14 protein-coding genes and 1 riboswitch are annotated in these 16,473 nt (G+C 36.0%); of the genes, 9 read left to right on the top strand and 5 right to left on the bottom strand.

Going from position 1 to position 16,473, the window contains the following annotated elements; translation table 11 throughout:
• Positions 1–673: 673 nt before the first annotated feature.
• Complete coding sequence (locus tag J0871_RS13715) at positions 674–1,366, bottom strand: DUF4294 domain-containing protein (protein ID WP_208225865.1); 693 nt, start codon at positions 1,364–1,366, stop codon at positions 674–676.
• A 105-nt stretch (positions 1,367–1,471) separates the two neighbouring features.
• On the opposite strand from J0871_RS13715, the gene J0871_RS13720 reads away from it, so the two are divergent.
• The 4 genes from J0871_RS13720 (at position 1,472) to J0871_RS13735 (ending at position 6,412) form a co-directional block, all read left to right on the top strand.
• The gene (locus tag J0871_RS13720; protein ID WP_075327152.1) at positions 1,472–2,560 is read left to right on the top strand and encodes a M42 family metallopeptidase; all 1,089 of its coding nucleotides are present in this window, start codon (positions 1,472–1,474) and stop codon (positions 2,558–2,560) included.
• Positions 2,561–2,700: 140 nt separating this feature from the next.
• Positions 2,701–3,777, top strand: coding sequence for a DNA topoisomerase IB (locus tag J0871_RS13725; protein WP_208225866.1), 1,077 nt, complete (start codon positions 2,701–2,703; stop codon positions 3,775–3,777).
• 44 nt (positions 3,778–3,821) lie between these two features.
• Positions 3,822–5,750, top strand: a complete 1,929-nt coding sequence (locus J0871_RS13730; protein WP_208225867.1) for a DUF294 nucleotidyltransferase-like domain-containing protein — start codon at positions 3,822–3,824, stop codon at positions 5,748–5,750.
• Entirely contained in the window at positions 5,750–6,412 is a 663-nt protein-coding gene (locus J0871_RS13735) for a 3'-5' exonuclease (RefSeq protein ID WP_208225868.1), read from the top strand. Before J0871_RS13730 ends, J0871_RS13735 begins: the two co-directional genes overlap by 1 nt.
• 74 nt (positions 6,413–6,486) lie before the next feature.
• Here the strand turns inward: J0871_RS13735 and acs are convergent, their stop codons facing one another.
• Together acs and J0871_RS13745 are read right to left on the bottom strand one after the other, a co-directional pair.
• The gene (gene acs / locus J0871_RS13740; RefSeq protein WP_208225869.1) at positions 6,487–8,394 is read right to left on the bottom strand and encodes an acetate--CoA ligase; all 1,908 of its coding nucleotides are present in this window, start codon (positions 8,392–8,394) and stop codon (positions 6,487–6,489) included.
• Positions 8,395–8,667: 273 nt separating this feature from the next.
• The gene (locus J0871_RS13745; RefSeq protein ID WP_075327157.1) at positions 8,668–8,892 is read right to left on the bottom strand and encodes a hypothetical protein; all 225 of its coding nucleotides are present in this window, start codon (positions 8,890–8,892) and stop codon (positions 8,668–8,670) included.
• Positions 8,893–9,075: 183 nt separating this feature from the next.
• A riboswitch (cobalamin riboswitch) is annotated at positions 9,076–9,208 on the top strand.
• Between the two features lie 118 nt (positions 9,209–9,326).
• Between J0871_RS13745 and J0871_RS13750 the strand changes: the two genes are divergently transcribed.
• The gene (locus J0871_RS13750; protein ID WP_208225870.1) at positions 9,327–10,301 is read left to right on the top strand and encodes a ribonucleotide-diphosphate reductase subunit beta; all 975 of its coding nucleotides are present in this window, start codon (positions 9,327–9,329) and stop codon (positions 10,299–10,301) included.
• Between the two features lie 42 nt (positions 10,302–10,343).
• On the top strand, positions 10,344–12,020 hold the full coding sequence (locus J0871_RS13755) for a ribonucleoside-diphosphate reductase subunit alpha (protein ID WP_208225871.1): 1,677 nt from the start codon (positions 10,344–10,346) through the stop codon (positions 12,018–12,020).
• Between the two features lie 164 nt (positions 12,021–12,184).
• Here the strand turns inward: J0871_RS13755 and J0871_RS13760 are convergent, their stop codons facing one another.
• The gene (locus tag J0871_RS13760) at positions 12,185–13,030 is read right to left on the bottom strand and encodes a DUF2911 domain-containing protein (protein WP_208225872.1); all 846 of its coding nucleotides are present in this window, start codon (positions 13,028–13,030) and stop codon (positions 12,185–12,187) included.
• A gap of 147 nt (positions 13,031–13,177) precedes the next feature.
• On the opposite strand from J0871_RS13760, the gene J0871_RS13765 reads away from it, so the two are divergent.
• From J0871_RS13765 to J0871_RS13775, 3 genes are read left to right on the top strand one after another with little or no spacing between them, the layout of a single operon-like run.
• Positions 13,178–13,687: an SRPBCC family protein gene (locus J0871_RS13765; protein WP_208225873.1), complete on the top strand. Its 510-nt coding sequence runs from the start codon at positions 13,178–13,180 to the stop codon at positions 13,685–13,687.
• A 17-nt stretch (positions 13,688–13,704) separates the two neighbouring features.
• Positions 13,705–14,400 (top strand): SDR family oxidoreductase, encoded by a 696-nt coding sequence (locus tag J0871_RS13770; RefSeq protein WP_208225874.1) that lies wholly within the window; start codon positions 13,705–13,707, stop codon positions 14,398–14,400.
• The gene (locus tag J0871_RS13775; RefSeq protein WP_208225875.1) at positions 14,401–15,705 is read left to right on the top strand and encodes a deoxyribodipyrimidine photo-lyase; all 1,305 of its coding nucleotides are present in this window, start codon (positions 14,401–14,403) and stop codon (positions 15,703–15,705) included.
• Here the strand turns inward: J0871_RS13775 and kdsB are convergent.
• On the bottom strand, positions 15,702–16,445 hold the full coding sequence (kdsB, locus tag J0871_RS13780) for a 3-deoxy-manno-octulosonate cytidylyltransferase (protein WP_243870506.1): 744 nt from the start codon (positions 16,443–16,445) through the stop codon (positions 15,702–15,704). The two genes, J0871_RS13775 and kdsB, sit on opposite strands and share 4 nt — an antisense overlap.
• Positions 16,446–16,473: the final 28 nt, after the last annotated feature.

Consider the following 16,473-nt stretch of genomic DNA (forward strand, 5'->3'; position numbering starts at 1 on the left):
ATAATTACAACAATCAAATCGTCTGTACTCAAAGATGACTTCTCTAGTCTTAATTCTAAATTATTTGTATCATTTTTCCGAAGAAAAATGTACGCGCTGTCAATTCAATAAATCAATGAACTTCCCCAATTTTACTCGGGATATTCTTGTCGAAATTAAAGGACTCGAACCTCTTATCTTATCACCCACCCGGGATTTCTTTTCAGTATTTTTGGGAACTTGTTTCCGCTGTAAGCGGCTGCAAATATACAATGCTTTTTCTTTACCCGCCAAATCTTTTTTAGAAAAATTTTTGACTTTTTTTTAAGCTTTCCATTCTCAAAAGAACTTTAAAAACAACTCCCGTTTTAATTAAAAACCTTCGCTGTTTTTGCGGCTGCAAATATACACCCTCTTTTGATTCTGGCAAGTAAAAAAATAAGTTTTTTTACTTTTATTTTTCTAAGCTTTATTTCCTTAAAAAAACACCGTATCCCAATATGTAATGAACTTTCCCGCTTCTACTCTCAACCCTCGTTGTGTCCCAAAGCGGGTGCAAATATACTGCTGTTTTATTCCCCCGCAAGCTCCAAATAATAATTTTTTAAAGAAATCTTAAAACTAAACTATAACTCTCTCTAAAAAAGGAACTTGTAAGATAAAAAATTTTAAAGAAATATAGAGAAGACAAAAGTTAATTTAATCTACCAGGTCTTTTACTCCATTTATCGGTAAGTTCTACGTATTCAAAATCTAAAGCAGTAGCCTGTGGTTCCAATATATCATTCACAAAAGAACGCTGCAAAATATCTTCAATTAAATAATCTTCATGATTATTTCTGGGATCAAATTCTTCCTTTAAAGATATTTCAAATAAACTAGCCGTGGTATTGTACCAGAAAGCCCGCCAACCACTTTTTAAATTTTTAATAAGGTTAAAAGCGGTGGTACCGGTTTGTCTATGTACTAACTTTACCAAAATCTGGCCTTCGGTATGGGTAAGCTTTTTTAATTCCGCAGAAAATTCATCTTCTATATAGTCCTGAACAATTTTTGTATATTTTCTTTGCGCAGATCGGGAATCAATTTCCTCTAGCCTGGAATTAAGTGCTATTAATCTTTCTGAAGCCAATTTGGCATAAGGATAAACCTTCCGTGTTTTTCTCCTTAATATAAGGTACTGCTTTCTTTCAGCAAGACTATTAAAATGAAGCTTCTTTAAAATCACCACTTCATTAAGATCTATACTCTCCCGTGGCACCGTATCACCGGCAATAATCATGTATTTTTTTTGCAAAGTATCTTCAGTAGGAAAATTTTCCTGTGCAAAAAGTCCGGAAAGACTAAAGGCTATAAAGAATATTATTAAAAAAAACTTTCTAAGCATTTGCTCATTATTTACCTATCCTATCTTACTAAAATCATTCCAAAATTAATCAATAATGAGTTGCCATACATTTAATTCTTATTAAATTCGTGAAAATTCAAAACTATGAGCAAAGACAGTATACTTGATAAGGAATCTATAGATTTCCTGGAAAAATACCTTAACAATGCCGCACCTACGGGTTACGAATCTGAAGGGCAGAAATTATGGATGGATTATTTAAAACCCTATGTAGATGATTTCTTCACAGATAGCTACGGGACCGCAGTTGGAGTTATAAATCCTGAAGCCGAATATAAAGTGGTAATAGAAGGACACGCTGACGAAATTTCGTGGTACGTAAATTATATTACCGATGAGGGTTTTATTTATGTGGTAAGAAACGGAGGTAGCGACCACCAAATAGCGCCATCAAAACGTGTTAACATACATACTAAAAAAGGAATAGTAAAAGGTGTTTTTGGCTGGCCGGCCATTCACACACGTGATAAAGATGAAGAGCAATCTCCAAAAATAGATAATATTTGTATAGATGTTGGGTGTACAAGTAAAGATGAAGTTGAAGAATTGGGTGTACACGTTGGTTGTGTAATTACCTACCCTGATGAATTTTTTATACTTAATGAAAATAAGTTTGTTTGCCGGGCCCTGGATAACCGTATGGGCGGATTTATGATCGCACAGGTTGCAAAATTATTAAAGGAGAATGGTAAAAAATTGCCTTTCGGGCTTTATATCACCAACTCGGTGCAGGAAGAAATTGGACTTAGAGGTGCTGAAATGATCACCCACCGAATTAAGCCAAACGTAGCTATTGTTACCGATGTAACCCACGATACCAATACGCCAATGATAAATAAAAAGAAAACCGGCGATACTAAAATTGGTCACGGTCCTGTAATTGCCCACGCTCCCGCGGTTCAAAATAAATTAAGGGAATTACTTATTGACACCGCCCAGGAAAAAGAAATTCCGTTTCAGCGTATGGCGAATTCAAGGTTTACTGGAACCGATACTGATGCTTTTGCTTACAGTAACGGCGGGGTTCCTTCCGCTTTAATTTCGCTTCCATTAAGATATATGCATACTACAGTTGAAATGGTACATAAAACCGATGTAGAAAATGTTATTAAATTAATTTACGAAAGTGTTCTAAAAATAAAGGATGGAGATAGTTTTAGTTATTTTGATTAAATAATTAATCTCCTTTATATTGAGAAAAGCCCTTTTCAGAAGAAATTCCGAAAAGGGCTTTGTCATTTAATTATAGATACTTTCACAATTCTTTATTATAGCCCGGCCTTTTTTCCAATTATATTTAGTGAAAAAGAAAAATGACCATTTCTCCTGAAGAAATAAATAATTTTATTTCAGATCCATACCAGGCTATAGATTTTGCCAACCTAATATACGTTTCTGAAGAACACCTTTCTATTAACCGAAAAAAAGTAGGCCGGGGATTCTCATATTTTTATAAAGGAGAACGTGTAAAAGATAAAAAAACACTAGAACGAATAAAAAGTTTAGTAATTCCGCCGGGCTGGAAAGAAGTTAGAATTACACATTTAAAAAATGGCCATTTACAGGTTGTGGGCCGCGATGAAAAAAACCGCAAACAATATATTTACCATCCTACCTGGAGCAAATTAAGAAATGAAACCAAATTCTTTAAAATGGCAGCCTTTGGAGAAAACCTGCCTAAAATAAGAAAACAAGTAGATAAAGACCTGGATTTACCCGAAATGAGTCGCAAAAAAGTCCTGGCGCTTATTCTACGTCTAATGGAAGAAACCCATATTAGAATCGGAAATCATTATTATGCCAGGAAAAATAAAACTTACGGACTTTCAACTTTTAGAACCAGGCACGTAAAAACTTACAAAAACAGGATAAAATTTGAGTTTATAGGTAAAAAAGGTAAAGAACATGCGGTGACCGTAAAAAATAAAAAGCTGATAAAGCTTGTAAACCAATGTGAGGAAATTCCGGGTTGGGAACTTTTTAAGTTCTACGACGAAAATGGCGATAAACACGCCATAGACAGCGGGATGATTAATGAATATATTCACGAAATTAGCGGCGATCTTTTTTCAGCTAAAGATTTTAGAACCTGGAGTGCTACCAAGATTTTTTTTGAAACACTGCGTGAACTTGGCTTTACCAAAGAAGAAAAACAGAATAAAAAGAACCTGCTTCAGGCTTTTGATGCTTCGGCAGAAGGTTTGGGAAATACCCGTGCTGTTTGTAGAAGTTATTATGTGCACCCAAAGATTATAAATTCTTATGAAACCGGAGACATTGTTCCCTATTTTGATAAAATTAAAGCTGAAGAAAAGCAAGATTATATTTCCCTTTCAGAAACTGAGAAAGTTATTCTAAATATGATTAAAGATTACGAAGTGAATATTTAAAATTCAAAGAAAAAGAGCTATTCATTTTTCTTTAAATTAGCGGTATGAAGAACACCATTGCTTCCCGAATAGCAGATTTCCTTAAAAATTATCCGCCATTCAACCTTTTAAAAAAGGAAGATTTATTAATGATCTCACAACAGGTTAAAGTAAAATATCTTGAAAAAGGAAAATTACTTTTTGCTGAAGGCGATATTGGGCACAAACGTTTTTATGTAGTAAATAAAGGAGCAATTTCTTTAGAACGGGATAATGAAGGTAAAAGAGAAACCATAGATAAATGTGACGAAGGTGATATTTTTGGCCTCAGGCCCCTATTTGCTAAAGAGAACTATCTTATTAATGCTATTGCCGAAGAAGAAACCATTCTTTACGCAATTCCCATAAAGAAATTTAAACCGCTTACAGAAGAAAATAAAGAAGTAGGGAACTTCCTGATTCAGAGTTTTGCTTCCAACACCCGTAACCCTTATGCTGAAGCTCATAAAGGGAAATTAATTTCAGATAAAGAACCGGTAGAAAATCAATATAAACCAAATAATAATCTTTTTGAACTTCAGCCTGCACCGGTTACCCGCAAAGTGGTCATGACCTCACCTGAAACTACTATTAAAAAAGCAGCACAACTTATGAGCAAAAAGAAAGTTGGATCGGTATTAGTGGTTGAAGAAAATATTCCCAAAGGCATTGTAACCGATGAAGATTTTAGAGATATGGTGGCTACCGGCGCATTTGGAATTGATACTCCAGTTTCAAAGATTATGGCATCTCCGGTAATTTGTTATCCGCAGGGATTAACTATTGCCCAGGCGCAACTCACCATGATGAAACACCATATTAATCATATTTGTATTACCGAAGATGGAACGCCGAATACCAAAGTAGTAGGAATCCTTTCTGAACACGATATTATGGTTTCGGAAGGGCATAATCCTTCTGTTCTTATGAAAGCGATTCAACGAAGCAGTAGCACAAACGAATTAAAGAAAATTCGGCATAAAATTACTTTACTCCTGCGCGGATTTCTTGCTGCTAATATTCCGCTAAACCATATATCAAAAATTATATTTGAGCTAAATGATGCAACCATAAAAAGAATCATTGAACGCTGTATTAAAAAACTACCTACTCCCCCGCCCTGCGATTTTACGTGGATTTCTCTGGGAAGCCAGGGCCGAAAAGAACAACTTTTACAAACCGACCAGGACAACGCACTTATTTTTGAAGATGTTCCGCAAGAAAAACTGGAAGAAACCCGGGCCTATTTTTTGGAATTGGCCAGAAAGGTAAACAAACGACTCAATATTATAGGTTACGAATTTTGCCCCGCTGAAATGATGGCGAAAAACCCAAAATATTGCCTTAGTTTAAGTGAATGGAAAGACCAGTTTACCAATTGGATTATAGACCCGGGAAACGATGAAATTTTACTTTGTTCAATATTTTTCGATTTTGATATTTCTTACGGAAATGTAAATTTATCTAATGCGCTGGCCGATCATATTTTTAGCCTCACCAAAGACAATAGGAAATTTTATGCGGTGATGGGAGCTACAACTTTAAGAAATCCTTCTCCCCTTGGTTTTTTCAGGCAGTTTTTATTAGAAGAAGGAGGGGAAAATAAAGATTTCTTTGATATTAAAAAACGTGGCATTACGCCATTGACTGATGCTGGCAGACTCCTTATTTTATACCACCAGGTTAAAAATATTAGCAATACTGCAGAACGCTTTGAAAAACTGGCGCAGCTGGAACCTAATAACAAAGAGCTTTTCCTGGCCTGTGCTTATGCTTCTAAGGTTTTACTAAAATTTAGAACCCAGCACGGTTTGGAAAATAGAAATAGCGGTAGATTTATTGATTTGGAAAGTTTAAGTAAAGAAGAAAAAATTAAACTGAAACGTTGTTTTAAAAGTATTAGGCAGATGCAGGAATTAATAAAATACCGTTTTGAAGTAACTCCTTATATCTAATGCTGAATTTATTTAAAAAGAAACCTGAAAATCTCCCAGATTTTTGGAAGGACTATGAAGCAAAATTTCAGGAAAAACTTCCAGAAGAAATTGCCGAGACTAGATTTGTTGTTTTTGACACTGAGACCACTGGCTTCGATATAAAAAAAGACAGAATGCTCTCTATTGGTGCTGTGGGTATTGAAAATAAATCTATAAATATTGCTGACGGATTTGAAGAGTATATTTTACAGGAAACTTTTAATCCTAAAACGGTGAAAATTCATGGGATCATTCAAAATGAAAGAATTGAAACACTTTCAGAAGAAGAAGCGGTAAAAGCATTTTTAAAATATATTGGGAATTCGGTTCTAGTGGCTCATCACGCAGGTTTTGATGTGGGGATGATTAATGAAGCTTTATCCCGAATGGGATTACCCAGGCTGAAAAATAAAGTTCTGGATACGGTGAATTTATATCGCGGAACCCGAATAATTTCAAATCTTATTAACCGTGAAAAAAGTTATTCGTTAGACGAAATTGCTGAAACATATAATATAGACACTAAAGACCGTCACACCGCGGCCGGGGATGCTTTTATTACAGCCCTGGCTTTTCTTACTATACTTGGTAAATTAAATACCGATAGAAAACTGAATCTTAAAAAATTATTTCGGATTTAAGAAAAAAAACCTCACAGATTTGAAAACCTGTGAGGTCTGGTATTTTAAAAATTCTTGAAATTTGAGAGTAATTCTTATAAAGAATTTTTCATAATTTTCTCTACAACTTCTGGATTTAATAATGTTGAAGTATCTCCTAGATCTTCGGTTTGATTTGATGCAATTTTTCTTAGAATTCTTCTCATAATTTTGCCACTACGAGTTTTTGGTAGTCCGCTAACAAACTGTATTTTTTCAGGTTTGGCAATTGGGCCCACCTTATCTACTATTTGTTGAAGAATTTCTTTTCTAAGGTTATCCTGATTCCTGGACTCTCCTACCTCTTTTAAAGTAACAAATGCATAAAGTGCGTTTCCTTTTACTTCGTGTGGGAACCCAACCACGGCAGTTTCAGCAACCGCTGGATGCTCGTCTATAGCATCTTCAATAGGTGCCGTACCTAAATTATGTCCTGAAACTATAATAACATCGTCTACTCTACCAGTAATTCTATAATAACCAACTTCATCCCTTAAAGCACCATCACCGGTAAAATACATATTTTCAAACGTAGAGAAATAAGTTGTCTTATAACGTTCATGATCTCTCCAAACTGTTCTGGCCATCCCTGGCCACGGGTATTTAATACATAATCTCCCGTCTACTTGATTTCCTTTTAATTCATTTCCGTTTTCATCCATTAAAGCCGGTTGAACTCCCGGAAAAGGCAAAGTTGCATAAGTTGGTTTTACCGGAGTTACATAAGGAATTGGGGTAATCATAATTCCGCCGGTTTCGGTTTGCCACCAGGTATCTACAATTGGGCTTTTATTTTTTCCCACATTATCATTATACCAGTGCCAGGCTTCCTCATTAATAGGTTCGCCAACAGTTCCAAGCACTTTTAAAGAAGAAAGATCGTGGCTTTCTACAAATTCAATATTTCTTTTGGCTAAAGATCTAATTGCTGTTGGTGCAGTGTAAAATTGATTCACCTTATGTTTTTCTACCACATCCCAAAATCTTCCGGCATCGGGATAAGAAGGAACACCCTCGAACATTACGGTAGTTGCGCCGTTTGCGAGTGGACCATATAAAATATAAGAATGACCGGTAATCCAGCCAATATCGGCCGTACACCAATACACATCGTCTTCTTTATACTGAAAAACATTTTTGAAAGTATAAGCCGTGTAAACCATGTAACCGGCTGTGGTATGTAACATTCCCTTTGGTTTCCCGGTAGAGCCAGAAGTGTATAAAATAAATAAAGGATCTTCTGCATCCATAGTTTCTGCTACACATTCATCTGATGCTTCATCTAATAAGGGTTGAAGCCATTCATCCCGGCCTTCTTTCATTTCAATATCAGAATCCAGGCGTTTAGCTACTAAAACATTTTCAACGCCGGGACATTCTTCCAGCGCTTTATCTACAATTCCTTTAAGATCTATTGTTTTGTTGCCACGGTAAGAACCATCAGAAGTAATTAGCATTTTACAATCTGCATCATTGGTCCTGGTAGCGAGAGCTTTTGAAGAAAAACCGGCAAAGACTACAGAGTGTATCGCACCAATTCTTGCGCAAGCCAGCATTGCTACGGCAAGTTCAGGAATCATTGGTAAGTAAATACAAACTCTATCGCCCTTTTCAATTCCTTTAGCTTTTAAAACATTTGCAAATTTGTTTACCTTTTTGTGAAGTTCACCATAAGAGATATGTTGTGCTTCTTCTTCAGGATCGTTAGGCTCCCAAATAATTGCCGTTTTGTCAGATCTATTAAAAAGGTAACGATCTATGCAATTTTCGGTAATGTTAAGTTTAGCATTTTCAAACCATTTTACTTCAGGTTTATTAAAATCCCAGCTTAGTACATTATCCCATTTTTTTTGCCAGGAAAAATGTTCTTCAGCTATCTCTTCCCAGAAGTTTTGTGGATCTCTTACCGATTTTCTATAAACTTGAAAATATTCCTCTAAATTCTTAATATGATAATTACTCATAACTTAAATAAATATGTTGATGGTTATGTGGGTTAATAATGAAAAATATAAAATATCTTTCCTGCAATTTATAAAAACCTTCGGAAACCAAATACCCAAATCCCGTTAATATTGGGCTTTTTGAAGTTTTTACGGGAAGTTTAATAGAATAGAATTTTTTGTATAAAAATTAGAAGCAAACTCAGTAAAGCGCTTGTTTGATTTTTAATTTCAAAATAAAGAAAAGTAAAATTGATTTTTTAATATAGAAGACCTTTTGAAAAGGCAAAAAGATTAATGCTCTACAAATTTTTGATGGTCGCTTAACCATTTATTTAAATGAGTGGCTTCCCTGGAAGAGACTTTTTTATTTGTTTTTTTCTCTCTCCATTCATTTTCAGACTGTTTCTTGATATAGATCTTAGATTTCTGCCCCAAAGCGACTCCAAAAGCCTTTAAAGTAATTTCAGCTTTCGCAACATATGCATCATCGGTGCGCTGTAAATTTATAAGTCTCATTTTTACATTTTTTTTCGATTGATTAGCAAATACTGCAACCTTCACTAAGCAAAGACTATGCCTGCAACCTCACTACTTTCTATGGGCTCTTCTTTTTACCGAAACTTTAACTTGTGAAAAACTATGTTTATAACTCAAAACTGTTTTTATAAAACCACCGCAATTTCCTTATAACTTTACTTTTGTAAAATCATACCGGCGGGTATTACTTTTTGTAATAAACAAGGGGAATCATGTGAGAATCATGAGCTGTTGCGCAACTGTAAAGTAGATTTTTCTACAAGCCAGATCACCTTCCCAACCGGGCTGACTTTTGCTTTCGCATAAAAAGTAAAATGTCCAGGATAATATTTTTGCGGCCTTCCCGCTCTTCTCTTTTCCAAAGACACCTATTTGCTTTTATGCTTTTGATTTTAAACTAAAACAAAAGTGATATGAGTATTTTTCAAAAACGGGTAAATTATAAACCTTTCGAATATCCCGAAATTCTTCAGTTTACCGAAGCAATAAATCGATCATTCTGGGTACATTCTGAAGTAGACTTCACCGCCGATGTACAAGATTTTCATTCTCATCTTAGTGAAAATGAAAAACAGGTGATTAAAAAGAGCCTGCTTGCCATCGCACAGATTGAAGTAGCCGTCAAATCTTTCTGGGGAGATTTATATCAACACCTTCCAAAACCGGAATTTAACGGCCTGGGAAGTACTTTTGCTGAATGTGAATTCAGGCATTCGGAAGCTTATTCCCGTTTGCTTGAAGTTTTAGGTTATAACAACGAGTTCGAGAAATTAATAGAAACTCCTGTTATCAAAAAAAGGGTGGCTTATCTTTCTGAAGCTTTAGCAAATACAAAATCTTCAAATGAAAAGAAATACGTGTTTTCCCTTATTTTATTCTCTATTTTAATTGAAAACGTATCTCTATTTAGTCAATTTGCTATTATTCTTTCGTTTAGTCGCTTTAAAGGCGTGATGAAAAATGTGAGTAATATAATTGCGTGGACATCTGTAGACGAACAAATTCACGCCAACGCCGGAATTTATATTGTAAACCAGATTAAAAAAGAATTTCCAGAATTCTTCAACGAGGAAACCAAAACTCAAATTAGAGAAATCATTGCTCACTCTATAGAAGTGGAATCTGAAATCCTGGACTGGATCTTTGCTGATGGCGCTGTGGAACAATGTAAAAAAGAAGACCTGCTGAATTTTATGAAGTATCGTGTAGACGATAGCCTTGAAAAAATTGGTTTGGAAAAGATCTACTTTGTCTCAGAGTATGATTACAAAGCCATGTTATGGTTTGAAGAAGAAGTTTTCGCCAATAGTTTAGACGACTTTTTTGCCAAGCGCCCGGTAGATTATACCAAACACGATAAAAGCATCACTGCCGATGATCTTTTTTAAACAATAATCCGCAGAACTATTTTCAACTTAAAATCCAGCAAAATGCCAGAAACAATAATTAAAGAAACGCAACAGGAACGCCTATGGTGGCTTAATGAAGAAAGTCAGCAAATACTTAACCGCGGCTACTTATTAAAAGGAGAAACCACAAAATCTGCTATAGAAAGAGTTGCAAATGCAGCTGCAAAAAGACTCTACAAACCAGAACTTGCTGAAGCTTTTATAGAAATGATAGAGCGTGGCTGGATGAGTTTAAGTTCGCCAATTTGGGCCAATATGGGTACCGAACGCGGATTACCAATTTCCTGTTTCAATGTCTACGTACCTGATAATATTGAAGGAATTACCCACAAACTGGGTGAGGTAATTATGCAAACCAAGATTGGTGGCGGAACTTCCGGGTATTTTGGAGAATTAAGAGGTCGTGGCAGCGCGGTTACCGATAACGGTAAAAGTAGCGGAGCAACCAGTTTTATGAAGCTTTTTGATACCGCCATGGATACGATTTCCCAGGGCGGTGTGCGCCGGGGAGCTTTCGCAGCTTACCTCGATATTGACCACCCCGATATTAAGGAGTTTCTGGAGATAAAAAATATTGGAAACCCTATTCAGAATTTATTTTATGGTGTGAGTGTTCCCGATTACTGGATGCAGGAAATGATAGATGGAGACCGGGAAAAACGAGAAATATGGGCTAAAGTTTTGGAAAGCAGGCAGCAAAAAGGTTTGCCTTATATTTTCTTTAAAGACAATATTAACCGATATAAACCACAGGTTTATAAGGATAAGAACTATGTTATAAATTCCAGCAATCTATGTTCAGAAATCGCTCTACCCTCAACCGAGGAAGAGTCTTTTATTTGCTGTCTCTCTTCAATGAATTTGGAACTTTACGACGAATGGAAAGATACTGAAGCCGTAAAACTGGCTATCTATTTTCTTGATGCTGTTTTACAGGAATTTATCGCCAAAACCGAGGATAATTATTACCTCACTCCGGCTAATAAATTTGCAAAAAGACATAGGGCGCTCGGATTGGGTGTGATGGGTTGGCATTCTTATCTTCAGAAAAACAGGATTCCTTTTGAAGGATTAAAAGCCAAAGGCTTAACGAATTCCATTTTTAAAGAAATTAATGAGAAAGCTACAAAGGCAAGTAAAGAATTAGCTAATATCTATGGCGAACCCGAGGTTTTAAAAGGCTACGGATTAAGAAATACTACTTTAATGGCCGTTGCGCCTACTACCTCTTCTTCTGCAATTTTAGGCCAGGCCTCACCGGGAATTGAACCTTTTAGCAGTAATTATTATAAAGCCGGATTGGCGAAAGGTAATTTTATGCGGAAGAATAAATATTTAAAGGAATTGCTCCAGGAAAAAGGATTAGATACTGAAGAAACCTGGCGAAGTATTATGCTAAACCACGGAAGCGTACAGCATTTAAAAGAATTGAGTGATGAAGAGCGAATGGTTTTTAAAACCTTTAAAGAGATAAGTCAGTTAGAGATTATACAACAGGCTTCAGTGAGGCAAAAATATATAGACCAGGCGCAAAGTTTAAATTTGAATATTCCTTCAGACCTTCCGGTTCGGGAAGTAAATAAGTTAATGATAGAAGCCTGGCAACTGGGTGTGAAAACACTTTACTACCAAAGAAGCCAAAGTGTATCTAAAGAATTTATAGCCAATATGGTGAATTGTGCCAGTTGTGAGGCTTAGGTCTATATAAGAAAAGCTGTTTGAAAGTTTTTTGTGACGTCAAGCTGAACTTGTTTCAGCTTCTAAGATGTTTTTGAGTATTTACATTTTAGACCCTGAAATAAATTCAGGGTGACGATTTTAACAAAGCTTCAAACAGCTTTTATTTATTTTGTAAATCTATTTTACATAGCTCCCCATTCTTTTAGAGAGTCTTTGTTCATTTTTACGTAATCCTGATTTCCTGCTTTTTCAGCTTCGGCTAAAGATTTTTTAGCAGCTGCAATTGCTTCTTCTTTTTTACCAAGATCGGCTGCGATAAGCGATTTTCTTCTTAAGATCCAGAATGCATTCGGGTTACCCATTTCAAGGGATTTATTTACCCATTCGTAAGCTTGCTCTAAATCTTTTTCAGCATCGTGATAATAAGTTGCTGCAGCAAAATAATCTCCTGCTCCTGGACCGTTCATTACCTTTTCTATACTCGCCATTGCTTTTTCTTCAGTAGGCACTTCAAACCTTAAGCTTGCCACGGTATTTTCCCAAATAATATTAAGCGCGGCAGAATCATTTTTCAGCTCATCTATCATAATGGTAAAAGTTTCCATTTCAAAAGGAAGTTCCATCACTTCAGCAGTTGCTTTTAAGGCTACTTTCTCCTCGTCCCACTCAGCAGGATTTCCCCAGTTAGAAGCATCACTATAAAACATCACGTCCCACTCTTCTTCCTTCGGAATTGTATAAATGGCATAAGTTCCCGCTTTTAATTCTTCGCCTTGAATAGTAACATCGTCACTAAAAGTAATTTTGGTATTCTCATTGGCACCGGTACGCCAAACTTCGCCGTAAGGCACTAGCTCGCCAAAGATTTCGCGATCTCTCATTCCGGGGCGGGAATATTCGAGCGTAACATCGGTAAGTCCAACTTTTTGTTCAACCTTAGTAAATGGGCTGGGTTGAGGAGCCTGTACCTGTGCCTGGGCAGTACTCATAAGCCCGGCTGTGCATAAAAATAAAAGTAGTTTCTTCATTATTTAGTTTGTTTTTAGTTTGATCAAATATACCCAGAAATTGATTACAAATTTAGATAAGGAGCAACTTCATTTATATTTTGTTTAACTATAATAATTTTATTTTAAACAAAACTACACTTAATTTTACATTCAAATACAACTAGAATGAAAATCTACACTAAGAAATCGGTTCAAAAACTTCCTATCAGCCTGGAAAAGGCCTGGGAATTTCTCTCCAGTCCCGGAAATCTAAAGACAATAACGCCAGATTATATGGGATTTAATATTCTTTCGGGAGCCGATCGCCCAATGTACCCGGGACAAATTATTCAATATATAGTAACTCCAATTGCGGGAATTAAAACCAAATGGGTAACTGAAATCACTCACGTAAAAGACAAAGAATACTTTGTAGATGAACAGCGTTTTGGGCCCTACGCCCTCTGGCACCACAAGCATTTCTTAAAAGAAATTCCCGGCGGTGTAGAAATGGAAGATATTGTAGATTATAAATTACCCTTCGGGATTCTGGGTCAAATGGCTCATCCCTTCCTCGTAGCTCCTAAACTGAAAGAAATTTTTGATTACAGACAGAAAAAACTTGTAGACCTTTTTGGTGAATTTGATGAAAGTAAAACCAAAAACTCAACTCTCAAACAGGACATTTTAGCGTAAACCCAAAAAAATAAATTATGAAAAAGAATATTTTACTAATTGGTGGTTCTACAGGAATCGGATTTGAAATTGCCAATCAACTGGTTACTGAAAATAATGTAATTGTTGTCTCAAGAAATAAAGGTGAATTAAACGATGATATTAAACATTTAGAATTTGATGTTTTAAAAGATAATATTGAAGATCTTGATTTGCCGGAAACAATACACGGTCTGGTTTATTGCCCCGGAAGCATTAACCTGAAACCTTTTAAAATGCTAAAGCATAAAGATTTTGAGGAAGAAATGAACTTAAATTTCTTAAGTTTAGTAAAAGTGGTCCAGGGCGTAATGCCGAAATTAAAGAAAGCCGAAAATGCAAGTTTGGTGTTTTTTAGCACCGTGGCTGTTAAAGTTGGAATGCCCTTCCATACGAGCGTTGCCGCGGCAAAAGGTGCGATTGAAGGTTTTGCAAAATCCCTCGCAGCAGAGTATGCTCCCAGCCTTCGTGTAAATGTGATCGCTCCATCTTTAACCGATACCCCATTAGCTGAAAAATTATTGTCTAATGATTCTAAGAAAGAGAAAATGAGTGAAAGGCATCCTCTTAAAAGGGTTGGAAACGCTAAAGATATTGCAAACGCGGCTAGCTTTTTATTAAGCGATGAAAACAGCTGGATTACCGGACAAATACTTGGGGTAGACGGCGGACTTTCAACTTTAAATATTTCGTAAATGAATAATGAGGTGAATATTTTTTGGTTTAGACGTGATTTGAGATTAGATGATAATGTGGGCTTTCTCGAAGCTTTAAAATCTGATAAACCGGTTTTACCAATTTTTATTCTTGATACTGAAATCCTTGATAAATTACCTAAAAATGATGCTCGTGTAACTTTTATACACGAGCAACTTCAGGAAATGCGAAAAGAACTGCAAGATGATTTTAGCAGCTCTATCGCAATGTATCACGGCAAGCCAGAAGAAATTTTTCAGCAATTAATTAAAGATTATCAAATCGCTGAAGTATTCACTAATCATGATTATGAACCTTACGCAGCCCAAAGAGACAAGGAAATAGCCGAGCTGCTTTCTGAAAATAATATTGAATTTCACACTTTTAAAGACCAGGTTATCTTTGAAAAAGATGAAGTGCTTAAGAAAGATGGCGATCCTTATGTGGTTTACACCCCTTATATGAGGGTTTGGAAAGAGCATTTCAAATCCCTGGACCTCAAAATTCATTATACGAGTCAATATTTGGATAATCTTATTAAAAATACCAGGTTACCTAATTTAAGCTTAAGTGATATTGGTTTTAAAACTTCAGAAATTAAGGTGCCGGAGTATGATGTCACACCAAATTTAATTCGGCAATACGAAAACACCAGAAATATTCCCGGAAAAGATGGAACTTCCAGATTAGGAGCCCATCTTAGGTTTGGTACTGTTAGTGTAAGAAAGATGGTAAAAAAGGCAAATGCCGAAACAAATAAAACCTTTTTCAATGAATTGATCTGGAGGGAGTTTTTTATGCAGGTCTTATATCACAATCCTGATACTGTTACTGAATCGTTTAAAAAGAAATACGACCGCATTGAATGGCGCAATAATGAAGATGATTTTGAAAAGTGGAAAAACGGAAAAACAGGCTATCCATTGGTAGATGCCGGAATGAGACAATTAAACGAATCTGGATTTATGCATAATCGCGTTAGAATGCTTGTAGGAAGCTTTCTCTGTAAGCATTTGCTCATAGATTGGCGTTGGGGTGAAGCCTATTTTGCTGAAAAGTTGTTGGATTACGAAATGTCTTCTAATGTAGGAAACTGGCAATGGGTAGCCGGAAGTGGCGTTGATGCTGCTCCTTATTTTAGAATTTTTAACCCAACTACCCAGATTGATAAATTTGATAAGGATAAAAAATATATCAAAGAATGGGTGAAAGAATTTGGTACCGATGATTATCCAGAAAAAATGGTAGACCATAAAGAAGCCCGCGAACGGGCTCTAAAAGTTTATAAAGAAGCGGTTAGCTAATTGCTCCAGATTTCCCTGGCTTTATCAAGATCTTCGGGAGTATCTATTCCTATGGTTTGCATTTGAGTTTCTACCATTTTTATATTTTTCCCATATTCCAGGAATCGAATCGCCTCAATCTTTTCGGCAGCTTCTAAAGAAAGCATCGGTAAATTATAGAAATCTATAAGCGCTTGTTTTCTAAACGCATAAATACCTAAATGCTTAAAATAAGTTACCTGTGCATCTGTATTTCTAGGATAAGGAATGGGAAATCTTGAAAAATACATCGCAAAGTCATTTTTATTGGTAATTACCTTTACGTTGTTTGGATTGGTAATCTCGTCACTTTCCGAAAGGGCGGTTTTTAAAGAGGCAAGATCTATGGCCGAGGCATCATCTTCCCTAAAAACCACTAATAATTTTGCCAGGCTGTCTTTATCAATAAATGGTTCATCTCCCTGTACATTTACAACAATATCTACATCCATATCCTGCACCGCTTCAGCAATACGGTCGCTTCCGCATTCATGTTCTTTCTTGCTTTTTATCGCGTTGCCACCGTTTTTATTAATTTCAGCATAAATTTTATCGCTATCGGTTACCACATAAACTTCGTCAAAAAGCCCGGTGTTTTTTGCAGCTTCGTATGTTCTGGTGATTACCGTTTTTCCGTTTAGGTCTTTTAAAAGTTTCCCCGGAAAACGAGAGGCCTCATAACGGGCAGGAATCATAGCGATTATTTTAAGCGGATTATTCATTGGAAATTATTAATTTTTGGAGGTTAAA

The organism is Salegentibacter sp. BDJ18 (genome assembly GCF_017579965.1).
Taxonomy (GTDB): domain Bacteria; phylum Bacteroidota; class Bacteroidia; order Flavobacteriales; family Flavobacteriaceae; genus Salegentibacter.